This is a genomic window from Kosakonia oryzendophytica (assembly GCF_900094925.1).
In the GTDB taxonomy this organism is placed as follows: Bacteria; Pseudomonadota; Gammaproteobacteria; order Enterobacterales; family Enterobacteriaceae; genus Kosakonia; species Kosakonia oryzendophytica.
The window spans coordinates 73,617-91,762 of the sequence record NZ_FMAY01000016.1; the positions used below are offsets into that span (position 1 = coordinate 73,617).

An 18,146-nucleotide genomic window follows, 5' to 3' on the forward strand; every position below is an offset into this window, starting at 1 on the left:
GTAAACCGGGCATACGACGACGATTATGCGCTACGGCGCAGCATACCTTGTTTTTTCAACCATACCAGCAGAATGGAGATGGCTGCGGGAGTGATCCCGGAGATGCGTGACGCCTGACCGATGGAAGACGGTTTATGATCGTTGAGTTTCGCGATCACTTCGTTAGACAGTCCGTTCACCTGACGATAATCCAGTGTGGCAGGCAGCAAGGTGTTTTCATTGCGCTGCTGTTTCTCGATTTCATCCTGCTGACGCGCGATGTATCCCTCGTATTTCACCTGAATTTCCACCTGCTCAGCGGCTTGCGGATCGTCCAGACCAGGGGAGAATGGCGTCAGCTGCACCAATTGCTGGTAAGTCATTTCAGGGCGACGAAGCAGATCTTCACCGCTGGCTTCGCGAGACAACGGCGCCGTCAGCAGCGTATTAACCGCTGACGCATGTTCAGAAGCCGGTGATACCCATTGTGATTTCAGGCGTTGACGCTCACGTTCAATGCTTTCCAGTTTCTCATTGAAGCGCGCCCAACGCGCATCGTCCACCAGGCCCAGTTCACGACCGGCTTCTGTCAAACGTAAATCCGCGTTGTCTTCACGCAGCATCAGGCGATATTCCGCGCGAGACGTAAACATACGGTACGGCTCTTTGGTGCCGAGTGTGCAAAGATCGTCCACCAGTACGCCGAGATAAGCCTGATCACGGCGTGGTGCCCAACCCTCTTTGTCAGCGGAGGCGCGTGCGGCGTTCAGACCTGCCAGCAACCCCTGCGCCGCGGCTTCTTCGTAACCGGTGGTACCGTTGATTTGGCCAGCAAAGAACAGACCATGAATGAATTTACTTTCCAGGGTCGGTTTCAGGTCGCGCGGATCGAAGAAATCGTACTCAATGGCATAACCCGGACGAACGATTTTGGCGTTTTCCATCCCTTGCATTGAACGGACAATCTGCATTTGCACATCGAACGGCAAGCTAGTGGAGATGCCGTTCGGATAAATTTCGTTAGAGGTCAGTCCTTCCGGTTCAAGGAAGATCTGATGCTGGTTGCGATCGGCAAAGCGCATCACTTTGTCTTCGATCGACGGACAATAACGTGGACCGATCCCTTCGATCACGCCGGCATACATCGGGCTACGATCGAGGTTATTGCGGATCACGTCGTGGGTTTTTTCATTGGTGTGCGTAACGTAGCACGGTACCTGGCGCGGATGCTGGGCAGCATTTCCCATAAACGAGAAGACCGGCATTGGGTTATCACCATGCTGCTGCGCCAGTACGCTGAAATCGATCGTGCGCGCATCAATACGCGGCGGTGTCCCGGTTTTCAGACGGCTTACGCGTAGCGGCAGTTCACGCAAACGGCGTGACAGAGGAATCGACGGCGGATCGCCTGCGCGGCCACCGCTGTAGTTATCCAGACCAATATGAATCTTGCCGTCAAGGAATGTCCCTACGGTCAGCACAACCGCTTTGGCGCGGAATTTCAGCCCCATCTGGGTAACGGCGCCTACCACACGATCGTTTTCAACGATCAGATCTTCAACCGCCTGCTGGAAGATCATCAGGTTCGGCTGGTTTTCCAGCGCGGTACGTACAGCCTGGCGGTAAAGCACGCGATCCGCTTGAGCGCGGGTTGCCCGGACAGCCGGGCCTTTGCTGGCGTTTAGTATTCTAAACTGAATGCCTGCCTGATCGATCGCTTTCGCCATCAGTCCGCCCAGGGCATCCACTTCTTTCACCAGGTGTCCTTTCCCAATACCGCCGATCGCCGGGTTGCAACTCATCTGCCCCAGCGTGTCGATATTGTGTGTCAAAAGCAGGGTCTGTTGACCCATACGCGCTGCTGCCATTGCGGCCTCAGTGCCTGCATGACCCCCGCCAATGATAATGACGTCAAAAGGATCCGGATAAAACATGGTGGTATGCCTCGCCTGAGCGGTTAGAAATTGGGTTGAAGCCCGGGTCGTGGATTCTACTCAACTTTAGTCCAGTGAGAAAGATCCGGATCCCGGGTATTAAAAAGAAGATCTTTTATGTAGAGAGATCTGTTCTATTGTGATCTCTTATTAGGATCGCGGTCGCTTGTGGATAAGCCGGATCATCACTTTAAGATCAATTCATTAGGCTGGATCATTAGCTGTGAATGATCGGTGATCCTGGGCCGTATAAGCTGGGATCAGAATGCGATGTTATACACAACTCAAAAAGTGAACACGCGTTATTCTTTGGATAACTACCGGTTAATAAGACCTTTTAAGCAGAGTTATCCACATCTGATCGCACGATCTTTAATCATTATTGAGTAAATTTTTCCAGGATCCCAACCATTCCTCTGCGGGATCTTCCGGAATATCGTGATCCAGAATGTTGATCTTCAGTGTTTCGCCGATCTGTCTGGCGCCGTTTGCCTTTAAAGACGCTTCCAGTTTTTCGATCGCCTGGCAGAAGGTGTCATATTCACGGCTACCAATACCGATCGCGCCAAAGCGAACCCGGGAAAGATCCGGTTTCTGTTCATTCAAATCATCCAAAAACGGCTGCAGGTTTTCTGGAAGATCGCCCGCACCGTGGGTTGAACTGACCACCAGCCATATCCCCTGCGGCGCAAGATCCTCTAGTAGCGGGCCATGTAACGTCTCAGTGCTAAAACCTGCATCTTCCAGCTTTTCCGCCAGATGTTCTGCAACATATTCCGCACCGCCAAGCGTACTGCCGCTAATCAGCGTGATGTCTGCCATGAAGCCCCGCTCCGTTTTATTCGCCATCCGGCGACAAATAGAGGTGCATTGTACGCTGTGAACGGGCTGGGATCTACCTGTGGACAATACGGGTATTACTCAGGGATGAAAACGCCCGGTTAAGGGCGGATGGTACGCATGATCGGGTTTTGCAGGGAGATCAATGTTTCGGTGGACTGAATTTCATCGATTGTTTGGATCTTGTTGATAAGTACTTGCTGGAGGGCATCGATTGATCGGCACATCACCTTTATAAAGATACTGTAATGGCCGGTGGTGTAATACGCCTCGGTCACCTCTTCCAGGCTTTCGAGTTTTGCCAGCGCGGAAGGGTAATCTTTTGCGCTCTTCAGAATGATGCCGATAAAGCAGCACACATCGTAACCCAGTTGCTTCGGGCTGACGTCAATGCGCGCACCGGTGATGATCCCGGCCTGCTTCATTTTCTCTACGCGAACATGAATGGTGCCGGGGCTTACGCCAAATTGTTTAGCCAGTTCGGCGTAAGCAGTACGCGCATTCGCCATTAAGGCGTCGAGAATGCCGCGGTCCAGATTGTCGATCTGATAATTTTCCATAGGATTTTCTTATGAAGAATAGTGATTCTTTCCATTTTAACCTGTGATTTTATCGATTCAAAAGCACTGGTGGCTTTTTAATTGATGATTATTGAGTTGCGATGTCATTTTGTTGCTTAATTAAAAGCAACAGGACACAGGAGTTAAATAATGAAAACCGCTTACATCGCTAAACAACGCCAGATCGCCTTTGTGAAATCCTTTTTTTCCCGCCAGCTTGAAGAAAAATTGGGCCTGATTGAAGTGCAGGCGCCGATCCTCAGCCGTGTTGGGGATGGTACTCAGGATAATCTGTCCGGTAGCGAGAAAGCGGTGCAGGTCAATGTGAAGACATTGCCGGAGGCCCGCTTTGAAGTCGTGCACTCTCTGGCGAAATGGAAACGATAGACGCTGGGTCAACACGACTTCAGTGCCGGAGAGGGGCTATACACACATATGAAAGCCCTGCGTCCGGATGAAGACCGCCTTTCTCCGATTCACTCTGTTTATGTGGATCAGTGGGACTGGGAACGAGTGCTGGGTGACGGTGAACGCCATACCTCGACCTTAAAAGAGACCGTTCGAGCGATCTGGGCCGGGATCAAAGCCACGGAAGCAGAAGTCAGTGAACGATTTGGTCTGGTGCCCTTTCTGCCTGAACAGATCCATTTTGTGCACAGTGAAACGCTGCGCAGCCGTTTCCCGGATCTGGATGCCAAAGGTCGTGAAAGAGCCATCGCCAAAGAGCTGGGCGCGGTATTTCTGATGGGCATCGGCGGTAAGCTAAGTGACGGTAAACGCCATGACGTTCGCGCGCCGGATTATGATGACTGGAGTACCGTGGCAGAAGGTGGCTTCAGCGGCCTGAACGGCGATATTCTGGTCTGGAACCCGGTACTGGAAGATGCGTTGGAACTCTCTTCCATGGGCATTCGCGTTGATGCGGATGCGTTAACACGTCAACTTAAACTGACGGGTGATGAAGACAGGCTACAGCTTGAGTGGCACCAGGCGCTGTTGCGCGGAGAGATGCCACAAACCATTGGCGGCGGTATTGGTCAATCCCGACTGACGATGCTGTTATTGCAGTTGCCGCACATTGGCCAGGTTCAATGCGGTGTGTGGCCGGAACACGTCCGCAAGCAGGTTTCCGGTCTGCTTTAACGCCGCCAGCGCCGCAGCAGGCGGCTACGCATCCCGGTATCGAAGCGCCAGATATGGTCGAAGATGCGCATGATGCCGGGTTTGCCATGCACGGACATCGCCACCGCATGAAAGCGATGCTGATGAACGTGTTGCAGTTCCTTCACTTTATTCACCACATCGTCCGGCAAACGCTGGGCGATAAAGTCAGAGATCACTACCGCATCGGCGTCGTACCATTCGCCGCCCTGCATGCGTTCCACAATGGCGCGGAAACAGCTCGCCAAATCGGTTCCGCCGCGAAAACGCTGACTGAGAAAACGAATTGCCTGCTCCAGGCCTTCGGCGCTCGTCAGTTCGTAGCGCACCACTTCACTGGAGAAAAGCATAATGTAGCAGCGCCGCTTATCGGCCAGTGCGACGCGCATCAACGCCAGGCAAAATGCCTTTGCACACTGTTCATTAAAACCGCCCATTGAACCTGAGGTATCGACACAGACGATAAAAGGTCCGCGCGGTTGTTCATCGAATTCCTGATGAATAACCGGTCGTTCGGTCACTTTTTCCCGCCATGCATCGCCGTGTAGCCGGTAAGTGAGTAACTGTTTTTCCACCAGCCGGCGATAAAACTCATATTCCAGCTCAGTGATCCCCAGTGTGGCCAGTTCGGGCGGCAACAGCCGCAAAATATCATCGCTTTGATGCAGCCCGTCGACTTGCTCCGGAACCGTTGCCGGTTCACGCACCAGTGTACGGAATGTCTCCATTGGCGCATCTTTACGGGGGACGGATTTTGCTTCACGTGAGCGACCAAGCTGTTCGGCCAGATGCTGAAGTTCCGGCTGCTGATTGAGAAACTCACCATATTTAATGATTAACTGATAATCGCCGCGTTTAAGCTGCCCTGCACTCATATCCCATAACCGGCCTGCCGCATTTTCATTTTCAATCAGCACGGGCTCCAACTGACCGCTCAGGGTCATACGTTCCTGTACTTCACTGAGCAGCCGATCGCGTTCCTCATCCAGCAATTGCTGATTAAAGGTGGTGGTTTGCACCACAAGGCTCAGGCGCCAACGCTGTAAAAACAGCGTATGCAGCGCAGGTGTGAAGAGGGCGTTATCCGCTACCATCTGTCTGGCCTGGGCGGCATATGGCGAATGGAGCTTATCCAGTAACGCGAGAATTTGCGGCAACTGAACAATAAACTGCGATGTCGACAGGAGCTGGTTTTGTTGGTAACTCAACACTTCTTCTGCCAGTTCTGGCGGAACGTCGGTCTCTTTAAGGTGTTTTCTCAGCGCTTCACGCCAGCGGGGTACATCGTCAGTGATGGCCTGTTTCAGGCGAGGGAATTTTTCAAAAAACAGCGCCAGTTGCGGCGATGCCAGCAGGGCGACGATGAGCTCTTCAATCATCGCCTCCTCGCTGACGGTCATCATGACATTGAGGGTATCCAGCGTTAGCATTGACGCGCCTGTTGGATTTGCGCTCTGACGTCCTGCAAGCTGGCTTCAATGCGACCTAACCAGTCGCTGGCGATAAACAGGCATTTCTGCTGTTCGCTAAAACGGGTGTGTTGCTGATGCCAGGTGTTATCCAGCGCTTCAAGCTGTTGTTTGATCTCTTCCGGAACGTTTTCCGGCGTGGCACCCGGCAGCGCGAGGCGCGATCCCTGTAAACTGACGTCGCGGATCAGCAGATGCAGGCTGGTGTCCACTTCCAGATCAAGCGGTTGCGCAAAACCAATGCCGTTGAGCTTACCGCGGATCTCCCCGCCTTTTGTCAGCCATTGCGCCAGTGCATTGCGTTCAATGGTGACATGAATAACCTGCATATCGTGCAGTTTCAGCGGCTTTTGCAACAACAAGGTCAGTACCGGGTCGTCCAGATCTTCCGGCAAGTCATAATGCGGTCGACGGCTGAACATACCGCCCTGACGGCTGACTTTGAGCGCTGTTTTATCGCTTTGCTGTTGCTGAAGCCGCATATTCTGCTGAGCGATGCTGCTCAGTTGTGCCAGCATCGCTTGCTGCTGCCATGCGTGCCCGGTCATCAAAATATCTAACTGTTGTTGCAGCAGATTCATACTCTGCGCATCGTGCCACAGGCAGTCCTTCAGCAGGATCAAATCTATTGGCGCAACGGCGTCACGACCGCTAAAAAAGGCGCTGGATTGTAACAGTCGGATGGCCTTTTTCCATCGACGATCGGAAACATAAGGTGCGTTTGGTAAAGCATCAAGCTGCTGGCGCAGCGTATAAATCAGCTCAAAGACATGGTCCGGCAGTTTGACCTGCCCGATCTCGTGCTGCCAGTTGAGGTACTCTTCATCGGTGATCTGTAGCTCTTTCGCCACCGGATTGTCATTTTCATCCTGCTGACTGATCAGCATCGAGCGGAAGTTCCCCTTTTCCTGAACCTTGTCCAGCCACAGACGAATCAACATACGGTCATACAGCGCTTCGAGGCTGCTGTCTGCCTCCGGTAGTTCGTTAGACGCCGCCACCAGCAGACGCATAGGGATTTTCTCTTCGCTGGCACCGTTGCGAAAACGCCGTTCATTAATTGCGGTCAGCAAGGTATTGAGAATGGCGGGACCCGCTTTCCATATCTCATCCAGAAAAACGATTTCAGCTTCCGGCAGATAGCCGCTGGTTAAGCGTTCATAGCGCCCTTCATCTTTTAGCGCCTGGATCGAGAGCGGGCCAAAAACTTCCTCTGGCGTAGAGAAGCGGGTCATCAGATATTCGAAGGCGCGGGCATGTTTAAAGGCGAATTTCAGACGACGGGCAATCAGACTCTTGGCGATACCTGGCGGGCCCAATAGAAATACGCTCTCTCCACTCAGGGCTGCCAGCAGGCATAGCCGAATGGCGTGGCTACGCTCAAAGAGGCCTTTCTCCAGCGCGCTGCTTAAGCGGGAAATTCTTTCAGCTAATAAATGCGAGTGAGCCATAATAGATTTGCGTCCTTTCGCCGTGTTATCCGGCTTGCAAAAGCGAGTATAGACGTTCCTGTAAGGGCTTGTAATAGACTGAAGAACAGCTTTATTTTCTTTGCTCCAGATTAACGTGGCCGCATTTAGGGGTACGATTTCGCAAATAATCGTGCATACTGTGCGCTTTTTGTGGGCCAAGGGACTAAGCACACATTTGTCATTTCAACAAAAGATTAGTCTATGAGCACTGATAATAAGCAATCGTTACCCGCGGTAACACTCGCGGCTATTGGGGTTGTCTACGGTGATATTGGTACCAGCCCGCTTTATACGCTTCGTGAATGTTTGTCTGGTCAGTTCGGTTTCGGCGTTGAGCGTGATGCCGTTTTCGGTTTCTTATCGCTGATTTTCTGGCTGCTGGTTTTTGTCGTCTCCATAAAATACCTGACATTCGTCATGCGGGCGGATAACGCCGGTGAGGGCGGGATCCTGACGCTGATGTCGCTGGCGGGGCGCAATACGTCTGCCAGAATGACTTCCGTACTGGTGATTATGGGGCTCATAGGCGGCAGCTTTTTCTATGGCGAAGTGGTCATCACCCCCGCAATCTCTGTTATGTCGGCTATTGAAGGGCTGGAAATTGTCGCGCCGTCGCTCGACTCATGGATTGTTCCGCTCTCTATCGTCGTCTTAACCTTACTGTTCGCGATCCAAAAACATGGCACCGGGCTTGTGGGGAAGCTGTTTGCACCGATTATGCTGGCGTGGTTTTTAATTCTGGCGGTGCTGGGTGCGCGTGGAATTTTGTCTAATCCGGAAGTGTTGCAAGCACTGAACCCTGTATGGGCGGTCAATTTCTTCGTTCAGTACAAAGCGATCTCGTTTGTTGCGCTGGGTGCGGTGGTGCTTTCCATTACCGGGGTTGAAGCGCTGTATGCGGATATGGGGCATTTTGGCAAACTGCCGATTCGCGTGGCGTGGTTTATTGTGGTGCTGCCCTCTCTGGCGCTGAACTATTTTGGCCAGGGCGCATTGCTGCTGAAAACGCCGGAAGCGATTAAAAACCCGTTCTTTTTACTGGCACCTGAATGGGCGCTTATTCCTATGCTGATCATTGCCACCCTGGCGACGGTCATTGCCTCACAAGCCGTTATTTCAGGTGTCTTCTCACTGACCCGCCAGGCTGTGCGTTTGGGTTACCTTGCCCCGATGCGTATTATCCATACCTCGGAAATGGAGTCCGGGCAGATCTATATCCCCTTTATAAACTGGCTGCTCTACTTTGCGGTGGTGCTGGTGATTGTCAGTTTTGAACACTCCAGTAACCTTGCGGCGGCGTATGGTATTGCCGTAACCGGGACAATGGTGCTGACATCGATCCTTTCTACCACGGTGGCGCGAAATAACTGGCACTGGAATAAGCTATTTGTTGCGCTGATCCTCACGTTGTTCCTGTGTATTGATGTACCGCTGTTTTCGGCAAACCTCGATAAGATTGTTTCCGGCGGCTGGTTGCCGTTAAGCCTGGGTCTGGTGATGTTCCTGGTGATGACCACCTGGAAAAGCGAGCGTTTCCGTTTACTGCGTCGCATGCATGAACACGGTAACTCTCTCGAAGCGATGATTGCATCGCTGGAGAAATCACCGCCGGTACGTGTGCCCGGGACTGCGGTGTATATGTCCCGTGCGCTGAACGTTATTCCATTCGCTATGCTACATAACCTTAAGCATAACAAAGTGTTGCATGAGCGTGTCATCCTGCTGACGCTGCGTACCGAAGATGCGCCTTATGTGCATAACGTTCGTCGCGTGCAGATAGAGCAGCTCTCGCCAACTTTCTGGCGTGTTGTGGCCAGCTACGGCTGGCGTGAAACGCCGAACGTGGAGGAAGTGTTTCACCGTTGCGGGCTGGAAGGCCTCAATTGCCGCATGATGGAAACTTCTTTCTTTATGTCGCATGAATCGCTGATCGTCGGCAAACGTCCATGGTATCTGCGGCTACGCGGTAAACTTTACCTGGTGTTGCAGCGAAATGCGTTGCGCGCTCCCGATCAGTTTGAGATCCCGCCTAACAGGGTGATAGAACTGGGAACCCAGGTCGAAATTTAGTCCTGATTAAACCCCTCGCAATGAGGGGTTTTTGTTATTAATTGCTGTAAATTTTGCTTAAGCAAGAAAAGCTGTTTTTTTCATCATTTCCACAAGCGAAACGTTTCGATATCGATCACACTTCTGTAATGCCGGGATGGTTTTCTGAGCATTCTTCATACTACACTGCGTTCAGCGAAACGTTTCGCTAGTGGAGCATAAAATATGAAAAAAGGTCGTGTACTGAACGCTGACATTTCGTCGGTCATCTCTCGTCTTGGTCATACCGATACGCTGGTGGTGTGTGATGCCGGGTTGCCGGTGCCACGTAGCACACAACGTGTGGATATGGCATTAACACAGGGCGTTCCTTCCTTCATGCAAGTGCTGGAAGTGGTGACAACGGAAATGCAGGTTGAGGCCGCTATCTTAGCGTCGGAAATTAAACAATATAATCCGCAGCTCCACGAAACGTTGCTCAGCCATATTGAGCAACTGCAACAACACCAGGGAAATACCATAGCCGTGCAGTACGTTACGCACGAGCAGTTCAAAAAACACACCGCGGACAGTCATGCGGTTATTCGCAGCGGGGAGTGTTCCCCGTTTGCGAATATCATTCTCTGTGCTGGCGTCACATTCTGAGGCCCTCATGGACGCGTTATTGCAACTCAAGGGAATCGATAAAGCATTCCCCGGCGTAAAAGCCCTCTCCGGCGCGGCGCTGAATGTTTACCCCGGCCGCGTGATGGCGCTGGTCGGGGAAAATGGCGCCGGTAAATCCACCATGATGAAAGTACTGACCGGCATCTACACGCGAGATGCGGGTTCGCTACTTTGGCTGGGGAAAGAGACCACCTTCACCGGTCCTAAATCTTCCCAGGAAGCCGGCATTGGTATCATTCACCAGGAACTGAACCTGATCCCGCAGTTGACCATTGCCGAGAACATTTTCCTTGGCCGTGAGTTTGTGAACCGTTTTGGCAAAATCGACTGGAAAAAGATGTTTGCCGACGCCGACAAACTGCTGGCGAAACTGAATCTGCGCTTTAAGAGCAACCGTCTTGTGGGCGAGCTATCCATCGGCGATCAGCAAATGGTCGAAATCGCTAAAGTGATGAGCTACGAATCGCAGGTCATCATTATGGATGAACCGACCGATGCCCTGACCGACACCGAAACCGAATCGCTGTTTCGCGTGATCCGCGAACTGAAAGCGCAAGGGCGTGGCATTGTTTATATCTCCCACCGAATGAAAGAGATCTTCGAGATTTGCGATGACGTGACGGTTTTCCGTGACGGGCAATTTATTGCCGAGCGCGAAGTTGCAACGCTGACCGAAGATACGCTGATCGAAATGATGGTTGGCCGTAAGCTGGAAGATCAGTACCCGCGTCTGGATAAAGCGCCGGGTGAAGTACGTCTTACCGTCGATAGTTTGTGTGGGCCGGGGGTGGACAACGTCAGCTTCACCCTGCGTAAAGGTGAAATTCTTGGGGTGGCCGGGCTGATGGGGGCCGGTCGCACTGAGCTGATGAAAGTGCTGTATGGCGCACTGCCGCGCACCAGCGGCTATGTGACACTCGATGGGCATGAAGTGATCACCCGCAGTCCGCAGGATGGGCTGGCAAACGGCATTGTGTATATCTCTGAAGATCGTAAGCGAGACGGGCTGGTGCTTGGCATGTCGGTTAAAGAGAACATGTCGCTCACCGCGCTGCGCTACTTCAGCCACACAGGTGGCACGCTGAAGCATAAAGATGAACAGCAGGCGGTAAATGATTTTATTCGTCTGTTTAATGTGAAAACGCCCTCGATGGAACAGGCCATTGGGCTGCTCTCCGGCGGGAATCAGCAAAAAGTGGCGATAGCACGCGGTCTGATGACCCGCCCGAAAGTGTTGATCCTCGACGAACCGACCCGTGGTGTGGACGTCGGGGCGAAGAAAGAAATTTATCAGTTAATTAACCAGTTTAAGGCCGATGGCCTGAGCATCATTCTTGTCTCTTCGGAGATGCCGGAAGTTCTGGGAATGAGCGATCGCATTATGGTGATGCATGAAGGGCGTCTCGGCGGTGAATTCACGCGCGAGCAGGCCACTCAGGAAGTATTGATGGCTGCCGCTGTGGGCAAGCTTAATCGTGTGAATCAGGAGTAAAAAAGATGACTACCCAGGCTGTTTCTGGTCGCCGTTATTTCACCAAAGCATGGTTGATGGAACAAAAATCGTTAATTGCCCTGCTGGTGCTGATTGCGATCGTTTCGACCATGAGCCCGAACTTTTTTACCGTCAACAACCTGTTGAACATCCTGCAGCAGACGTCGGTTAACGCCATTATGGCCGTCGGGATGACGCTGGTGATCCTGACATCGGGAATCGACCTGTCCGTGGGGTCTCTGTTGGCACTAACCGGTGCTGTCGCGGCTTCGCTGGTGGGCATGGAAGTGAATGCACTGGTGGCTGTTGCTGGTGCGCTGGCGCTTGGCGCTGCCGTGGGCGCGCTGACTGGCGCCATTGTCGCTAAAGGTCGTGTTCAGGCGTTTATCGCCACGCTGGTGATGATGCTGCTGTTGCGCGGTGTGACGCTGGTTTACACCAACGGTAGCCCGATCAACACCGGCTTTACGGATAATGCCGATGTGTTTGGCTGGTTCGGTATTGGTCGTCCTTTCGGCATCCCTACGCCGGTCTGGCTCATGGCGATAGTCTTTATTGCCGCATGGTATCTGTTGCATCACACCCGCCTGGGTCGTTATATCTATGCCTTAGGCGGTAACGAAGCCGCTACGCGTTTGTCCGGTATCAGCGTAGATAAAGTCAAAGTTATCGTTTACTCGCTGTGTGGCCTGTTGGCCTCTCTGGCGGGCATTATTGAAGTGGCGCGTCTTTCCTCGGCGCAACCTACTGCGGGAGCAGGTTATGAGCTGGATGCTATCGCCGCGGTTGTTTTGGGTGGGACCAGTCTTGCAGGCGGTAAGGGTCGTATCGTCGGGACGTTAATTGGCGCACTGATCCTTGGCTTCCTCAATAATGGATTGAATTTGCTGAGTGTTTCCTCCTATTACCAGATGATCGTTAAAGCAGTGGTGATTCTGCTCGCGGTACTGGTAGACAACAAAAAGCAGTAATTACCTACACAACAGGACTCATGAAAATGAACATGAAAAAACTGGCCACTCTGGTTTCTGCTGTTGCACTGAGCGCCACCGTAAGTGCGAATGCGATGGCAAAAGACTCTATTGCTCTGGTTATTTCTACGCTGAACAACCCGTTCTTCGTTTCGCTGAAGGATGGTGCGCAGAAAGAAGCGGACAAACTGGGTTATGACCTGGTGGTTCTGGACTCGCAGAACAACCCGGCTAAAGAGCTGGCTAACGTTCAGGATTTGACCGTACGTGGCACCAAACTGCTGCTGATCAACCCAACAGATTCCGACGCGGTGGGTAACGCCGTGAAGATGGCTAACCAGGCGAAAATCCCGGTGATCACCCTTGACCGTGTGGCCTCCAGTGGTGAAGTGGTCAGCCATATTGCTTCCGATAACGTACTGGGCGGCAAAATCGCCGGTGACTATATCGCCAAGAAAGCTGGCGAAGGCGCAAAAGTCATCGAACTGGCGGGTATTGCCGGTACCTCTGCAGCACGTGAGCGTGGTGAAGGTTTCCAGCAGGCGGTAGCTGCGCATAAATTCAACGTGCTGGCCAGCCAGCCGGCAGACTTTGATCGTACTAAAGGTCTGAACGTCATGCAGAACCTGCTGACCGCGCATCCGGACGTGCAGGCTGTGTTCGCACAGAACGATGAAATGGCGTTGGGCGCGCTGCGTGCGCTGCAAACTGCCGGTAAATCCGACGTTATGGTCGTAGGTTTTGACGGTACACCAGACGGTGTGAAAGCGGTAAATGATGGCAAATTGTCAGCGACTATCGCCCAGCTGCCAGAACAGATTGGCGCGAAAGGTGTTGATACCGCTGATAAGGTCCTGAAAGGCGAAAAAGTTTACGCGAAAAACCCGGTTGACCTGAAACTGGTCATCAAGCAGTAATATGGCGTTCTGGCCGTAGCAACACGCTGCGGCTTGTGGGACAACGTAAAAAAAAGAAAAGCATGGCACGCGCCACCGTCACCGGTGGCGCACTTTACGGACTCGTTCATCATGAAAACCGCAGGCAAACTCGTCGTCCTTGGTAGTATTAATGCCGATCACATTCTTAACCTTGAATCCTTCCCTACGCCGGGCGAAACCGTCACCGGTAGTCACTATCAGGTCGCTTTCGGCGGCAAAGGCGCAAACCAGGCTGTCGCCGCCGGACGCAGCGGTGCGGATATCGCGTTTATTGCCTGTACTGGTGATGATGACACCGGTACGCGGGTACGTAAGCAGCTGGAAAGCGACAACATTGATGTTGCTCCGGTAAGTGTTGTTGCTGGTGAATCTACCGGCGTGGCGCTGATTTTCGTTAATGGCGAAGGTGAGAATGTTATCGGTATTCATGCGGGAGCGAATGCGGCGCTCTCCGTAGAAAGAGTCGATGCACAACGCACGCTTATTGCGGATGCTTCTGCACTGCTGATGCAGTTGGAATCCCCGGTAGAGAGCGTGCTGGCTGCGGCCCGTATTGCTCATCAGAATGGCACGCTCGTCGCGCTGAACCCGGCACCGGCACGTGAGCTCTCTGATGAGTTGCTGGCGCTGGTGGACATCATTACGCCTAATGAAACTGAAGCGGAAAAACTCACGGGAATTAACGTTTCCAGTGATGACGATGCCGCTCGCGCCGCGCAAGTGTTGCACGGTAAAGGTATCAATACCGTTATTATTACGCTGGGTAGCCGCGGCGTGTGGGCCAGCGTGAAAGGTGAAGGCAAGCGTGTACCCGGTTTCAAAGTGAAAGCCGTCGATACCATTGCCGCAGGCGATACGTTTAATGGCGCACTGTTAACCGCATTGCTGGAAGCTAAACCGCTGGATGAGGCGATTCGTTTTGCTCATGCAGCGGCAGCCATTGCCGTTACGCGTAAAGGCGCGCAACCGTCTGTGCCCTGGCGCAACGAGATTGATGATTTTCTACATCAGCAGGGGTAACGCGTGGCCACGATGAAGGATGTTGCCCGCCTGGCGGGCGTTTCCACCTCTACGGTTTCCCACGTTATCAATAACGATCGCTTTGTCAGTGATGCGATTCGTGAAAAGGTGGACGCGGCGATCAAAACGCTGAACTACGCGCCCTCCGCCCTTGCGCGCAGTCTGAAGATCAATCAGACACGCACTATCGGCATGCTGATTACCGCCAGTACGAATCCCTTTTATTCAGAACTGGTGCGCGGCGTTGAACGTAGCTGTTTTGAGCGTGGCTATAGCCTGGTGCTGTGTAACACCGAAGGCGATGAGCAGCGGATGAATCGTAACCTGGAGACGCTGATGCAAAAGCGTGTTGATGGGTTACTTTTGCTGTGTACTGAAACGCATCAGCCTTCGCAAGAGATCATGCACCGTTATCCTTCTATACCCACCGTTATGATGGACTGGGCGCCGTTCGATGGCGACAGCGATCTGATTCAGGATAACTCCTTGTTTGGCGGCGATATGGCGACGCAGTATCTGATTGATAAAGGCTATACGCGTATTGCCTGCATTACCGGGCCGCTGGATAAAACACCGGCGCGTTTGCGTCTCGAAGGGTATCGCGAAGCGATGATTCGTGCCGGGCTGACCATTCGCGAAGGCGATGAAATTGAAAGTGATTTTGAGTTCGGCGGCGGGTTTGACGCGATGAAGTCGTTACTGGCGATGAACGAGCGTCCGCAGGCAGTGTTTATCGGGAATGATGCAATGGCCGTAGGGGCTTATCAGGCGCTGTATCAAGCGGGGCTGAAGATCCCGGAGGATATGGCTATCGTGGGTTATGATGATATTGAACTGGCGCGTTATATGACGCCGCCGCTCACCACTATCCATCAGCCAAAAGATGAACTGGGCGAGCTGGCGATTGATGTACTGATTCACCGAATGGCAGAACCTGATCTTCAACAGCAACGGTTGCAGCTGACGCCGATCTTAATGACGCGCGGTTCCGCCTGATTTCCTGTTCCGCTCTTTTATCAGGTTGCGCCCATCTTTCGCTTTCAGCAGCATAAATACCAGTGCGGAAACCAGTGTAATCGCCCCCATCGTAATAAACGTATAGTGAAACTGTTCCACTGTATTGGCGCTATCAAACCCTTCATAAAAACGCAGTACCGCTGCACTGACTGCCACGCCCAGGCTTATCGACAGTTGCTGTGTTACCGCCAGCACGCTATTGCCGCTGCTCGCGTTGTCATCCGTTAAATCCGCCAGCGTAATGGTGTTCATGGCTGTGAACTGCGTGGACATCGCCATTCCCAGTACGAACAGCGGCAAAATCAGCATCCATACTGCCATTGACGGCGACTGGAGCGAGAACTGTGCAATCATCAAACCAATAAAAAGCGTGATGCCAACCAGTGTCTTGCGATAACCCAGACTGCGAAGTATTTGCGTGACGATGGATTTCGCCAGAATCGACCCCAGAGCGGTAGGTGCCATCATACAACCGGCGATCAGCGCCGGATAACCAAAACCAACCTGCAACATCAGCGGCATCAGAAAAGGAACACAGCCGGTTCCCAGGCGTGATGCAATATTGCCCGCAATGCCGACGGAAAAAGTATGTGTCCTAAACAGATTCAGTGAAATCAGTGGGGTCGGGTGGCGTTTAGCGTGGCGGATATAGGCCAGCAGTAACAAAATACCACTCAGGATGATGGCGAGTGCAATCCAGGTGGCAACCACTTTTTCGCCAAACAGTTCCATCCCACTTGAGAAGAGCACGAGGCTTAAGCCAAACAGGAAAAAACCGCCCATGTCGAAGCTACGTCGCGGGGTGGTGAAATTGGGCATATATTTGCGTGCGTAAAACAGTCCGGCAAGGCCAATGGGGATATTAATCAGAAAGATCCAGTGCCAGCTTGCCCACGTCACCAGAATGCCACCCATCACCGGGCCCAGAATCGGCCCGACCAGGCCTGGCATAGTGACAAAGTTAAGCACTGGCAATAATTCACTGCGCGGATAAGCGCGCAACAGCGCCAGACGGGCTACCGGCATCATCATTGCTCCGCCGATGCCCTGAATCACACGAAAGATTACCAGCATGGCGAGCGAGTTGGAGAGCGCGCAAGCCAGAGAGCCTAGCGTAAACAGACTCACGGCTAGCATAAATATCCGCCGCGTACCGAAGCGGTCTGCCAGCCAGCCGCTCATCGGGATGAGCATCGCCACGGTCAGTGTGTAACTAATAATGGCTGATTGCATGGCTAAAGGGGAACGATCAAGGCTGTGCGCGATGGCCGGTAAAGCAGTGTTGAGAATGGTGGCGTCCAGCGCCTGCATAAAAAAAGCCATTGCCGCAATCCACGGCAGACCAGCCATACTGCGTGCTTTCTTCTCTGTCATGCAATATCCCGTTATTTCGCCGTAGGGGCATAAGGCGTGGTCAGTAATATCTGGCATGCCCGGAATGCGCTTTCACCGTCGCTTTCCTGGATGGCATTCACAATCGCCTGATGAAGGTCGAGCTTGACCACTTCGTTTTGCGTTATAGAAGTAAAGTAGGTGTGATAAATAGAATGAAAGAGCGTGGAGAACGATATAAGGAAGGGGTTTTCACTCATGGCGTAAATATGTTCATGCCAGGCCATATCCACATCTATCCAGCGTTCGCGGTTAAAATCCTTTTTCAGAATCACCATCTCTTCCATTAATGTATTGAGATGTGCTTTTTGTTCCGCGCTGCCCAGAGTTGCCGCCAGCAGGCAAGCCTGAGGTTCCAGGCTGCTGCGCATTACCAGAAAGTGTTGGATAACGGTTTCAACATTCTCCTCGCTCATCCACCAGGACAATAATTCTTTATCCAGAAAGTTCCAGTTACCGCGTGGCATGACACGGGTGCCAATACGCGGACGGGGTAAAACCATTCCTTTTGCTGTTAATGTCTTTACTGCTTCCCTGATGGCGGTGCGGCTTACGCCAAACTGCTCACCCAGCTCCATCTCTCCAGGCAGAATAACACCTGGCGCATATTTGCCTTTCAGGATTTGTCGCGCCAGTTTCTCCGCCAGCACCCATGAGATGTTTTTCTGTGCGGCAAGTTGTTGTGCGTTTAAAGACATTTTCTCACTTCCTTTTATCTCGTTATCACCTGTTAGTATGCCATTCGATATATGTCAGTGGTGGTAAAAACAGCGAAATCAGCAATTCATGCCGCTTTTTGCCGCGCTTTGTTGAAAAAAAACGCGGTTGATAACTTTTTTTAAATTAGGGGTTGTCAGCCGGAATTAACTCCCTATAATGCGCCACCACTGACACGGCACAACGGCAAACACACCGGCCTGTCAGGTGAAGAAATCTGAAAATATTCAGTTGACTTCGCAGCGGGAAAGCGTAATATGCACACCCCGCGCCGCAGCGAAAACACAGCGGCACTGCTCTTTAACAATTTATCAGACAATCTGTGTGGGCACTCAAAGTGACATGGATTCTTGACGTCCACGGACGCTAAATGAATACCAAGTCTCACGAGTGAACACGTAATTCATTACGAAGTTTAATTCGATGAGCATCAAACTTTTAAATTGAAGAGTTTGATCATGGCTCAGAT

General features: G+C 52.3%; 14 protein-coding genes and 1 pseudogene. 8 read left to right on the top strand and 7 right to left on the bottom strand.

From position 1 onward, the window contains the following. Window positions 1-23: 23 nt before the first annotated feature. The 3 genes from mnmG to asnC all read right to left on the bottom strand — a co-directional run bounded on the left by mnmG (window position 24) and on the right by asnC (window position 3,313). Window positions 24-1,913, bottom strand: a complete 1,890-nt coding sequence (gene mnmG, locus GA0061071_RS21100; RefSeq protein ID WP_088236966.1) for a tRNA uridine-5-carboxymethylaminomethyl(34) synthesis enzyme MnmG — start codon at window positions 1,911-1,913, stop codon at window positions 24-26. Between the two features lie 372 nt (window positions 1,914-2,285). Beyond that, entirely contained in the window at window positions 2,286-2,735 is a 450-nt protein-coding gene (gene mioC / locus GA0061071_RS21105) for an FMN-binding protein MioC (RefSeq protein WP_088236967.1), read from the bottom strand. Window positions 2,736-2,854: 119 nt separating this feature from the next. Then, entirely contained in the window at window positions 2,855-3,313 is a 459-nt protein-coding gene (gene asnC / locus GA0061071_RS21110; RefSeq protein WP_007369362.1) for a transcriptional regulator AsnC, read from the bottom strand. Between the two features lie 150 nt (window positions 3,314-3,463). Between asnC and asnA the strand changes: the two are divergent. Beyond that, window positions 3,464-4,456, top strand: a pseudogene (asnA, locus tag GA0061071_RS21115) (aspartate--ammonia ligase). Here asnA and viaA read toward each other — a convergent pair. Both viaA and ravA read right to left on the bottom strand, forming a co-directional pair. Continuing rightward, the gene (viaA, locus tag GA0061071_RS21120) at window positions 4,453-5,904 is read right to left on the bottom strand and encodes an ATPase RavA stimulator ViaA (RefSeq protein WP_088236968.1); all 1,452 of its coding nucleotides are present in this window, start codon (window positions 5,902-5,904) and stop codon (window positions 4,453-4,455) included. The pseudogene asnA and the gene viaA overlap by 4 nt on opposite strands. After that, window positions 5,898-7,394 (bottom strand): ATPase RavA, encoded by a 1,497-nt coding sequence (gene ravA / locus GA0061071_RS21125; RefSeq protein WP_061499567.1) that lies wholly within the window; start codon window positions 7,392-7,394, stop codon window positions 5,898-5,900. Before ravA ends, viaA begins: the two co-directional genes overlap by 7 nt. A gap of 222 nt (window positions 7,395-7,616) precedes the next feature. On the opposite strand from ravA, the gene kup reads away from it, so the two are divergent. The 7 genes from kup to rbsR all read left to right on the top strand — a co-directional run bounded on the left by kup (window position 7,617) and on the right by rbsR (window position 15,547). Continuing rightward, window positions 7,617-9,485 (top strand): low affinity potassium transporter Kup, encoded by a 1,869-nt coding sequence (gene kup / locus GA0061071_RS21130; RefSeq protein ID WP_061499564.1) that lies wholly within the window; start codon window positions 7,617-7,619, stop codon window positions 9,483-9,485. A gap of 204 nt (window positions 9,486-9,689) precedes the next feature. Continuing rightward, complete coding sequence (gene rbsD / locus GA0061071_RS21135; protein WP_061499562.1) at window positions 9,690-10,109, top strand: D-ribose pyranase; 420 nt, start codon at window positions 9,690-9,692, stop codon at window positions 10,107-10,109. A 7-nt stretch (window positions 10,110-10,116) separates the two neighbouring features. Further along, window positions 10,117-11,622 (top strand): ribose ABC transporter ATP-binding protein RbsA, encoded by a 1,506-nt coding sequence (rbsA, locus tag GA0061071_RS21140; protein ID WP_061499560.1) that lies wholly within the window; start codon window positions 10,117-10,119, stop codon window positions 11,620-11,622. A 5-nt stretch (window positions 11,623-11,627) separates the two neighbouring features. Next, entirely contained in the window at window positions 11,628-12,593 is a 966-nt protein-coding gene (rbsC, locus tag GA0061071_RS21145; RefSeq protein WP_061499558.1) for a ribose ABC transporter permease, read from the top strand. A 26-nt stretch (window positions 12,594-12,619) separates the two neighbouring features. Further along, window positions 12,620-13,510: a ribose ABC transporter substrate-binding protein RbsB gene (gene rbsB / locus GA0061071_RS21150; RefSeq protein WP_061499555.1), complete on the top strand. Its 891-nt coding sequence runs from the start codon at window positions 12,620-12,622 to the stop codon at window positions 13,508-13,510. 111 nt (window positions 13,511-13,621) lie between these two features. Further along, window positions 13,622-14,551 carry a ribokinase gene (gene rbsK / locus GA0061071_RS21155; protein ID WP_061499551.1) on the top strand — a complete coding sequence of 310 codons (930 nt, stop codon included), beginning with the start codon at window positions 13,622-13,624 and terminating at the stop codon, window positions 14,549-14,551. 12 nt (window positions 14,552-14,563) lie between these two features. Continuing rightward, entirely contained in the window at window positions 14,564-15,547 is a 984-nt protein-coding gene (gene rbsR / locus GA0061071_RS21160; RefSeq protein ID WP_167352676.1) for a ribose operon transcriptional repressor RbsR, read from the top strand. Here the strand turns inward: rbsR and mdtD are convergent. Then, window positions 15,524-16,942: a multidrug transporter subunit MdtD gene (mdtD, locus tag GA0061071_RS21165; protein ID WP_088236970.1), complete on the bottom strand. Its 1,419-nt coding sequence runs from the start codon at window positions 16,940-16,942 to the stop codon at window positions 15,524-15,526. The two genes, rbsR and mdtD, sit on opposite strands and share 24 nt — an antisense overlap. 11 nt (window positions 16,943-16,953) lie before the next feature. Beyond that, window positions 16,954-17,658 carry a FadR/GntR family transcriptional regulator gene (locus tag GA0061071_RS21170; RefSeq protein WP_061499545.1) on the bottom strand — a complete coding sequence of 235 codons (705 nt, stop codon included), beginning with the start codon at window positions 17,656-17,658 and terminating at the stop codon, window positions 16,954-16,956. Between the last annotated feature and the right edge of the window lie 488 nt (window positions 17,659-18,146).

Bases quoted from the DNA above. Each gene is read 5' to 3' on its own strand.
- ravA (WP_061499567.1), bottom strand. From the start codon at position 7,394: ATGGCTCACTCGCATTTATTAGCTGAAAGAATTTCCCGCTTAAGCAGC.
- mdtD (WP_088236970.1), bottom strand. From the start codon at position 16,942: ATGACAGAGAAGAAAGCACGCAGTATGGCTGGTCTGCCGTGGATTGCG.
- rbsR (WP_167352676.1), top strand. From the start codon at position 14,564: ATGAAGGATGTTGCCCGCCTGGCGGGCGTTTCCACCTCTACGGTTTCC.
- rbsK (WP_061499551.1), top strand. From the start codon at position 13,622: ATGAAAACCGCAGGCAAACTCGTCGTCCTTGGTAGTATTAATGCCGAT.
- GA0061071_RS21170 (WP_061499545.1), bottom strand. From the start codon at position 17,658: ATGTCTTTAAACGCACAACAACTTGCCGCACAGAAAAACATCTCATGG.
- rbsA (WP_061499560.1), top strand. From the start codon at position 10,117: ATGGACGCGTTATTGCAACTCAAGGGAATCGATAAAGCATTCCCCGGC.
- rbsD (WP_061499562.1), top strand. From the start codon at position 9,690: ATGAAAAAAGGTCGTGTACTGAACGCTGACATTTCGTCGGTCATCTCT.
- mioC (WP_088236967.1), bottom strand. From the start codon at position 2,735: ATGGCAGACATCACGCTGATTAGCGGCAGTACGCTTGGCGGTGCGGAA.
- kup (WP_061499564.1), top strand. From the start codon at position 7,617: ATGAGCACTGATAATAAGCAATCGTTACCCGCGGTAACACTCGCGGCT.
- viaA (WP_088236968.1), bottom strand. From the start codon at position 5,904: ATGCTAACGCTGGATACCCTCAATGTCATGATGACCGTCAGCGAGGAG.
- mnmG (WP_088236966.1), bottom strand. From the start codon at position 1,913: ATGTTTTATCCGGATCCTTTTGACGTCATTATCATTGGCGGGGGTCAT.
- asnC (WP_007369362.1), bottom strand. From the start codon at position 3,313: ATGGAAAATTATCAGATCGACAATCTGGACCGCGGCATTCTCGACGCC.
- rbsB (WP_061499555.1), top strand. From the start codon at position 12,620: ATGAACATGAAAAAACTGGCCACTCTGGTTTCTGCTGTTGCACTGAGC.
- rbsC (WP_061499558.1), top strand. From the start codon at position 11,628: ATGACTACCCAGGCTGTTTCTGGTCGCCGTTATTTCACCAAAGCATGG.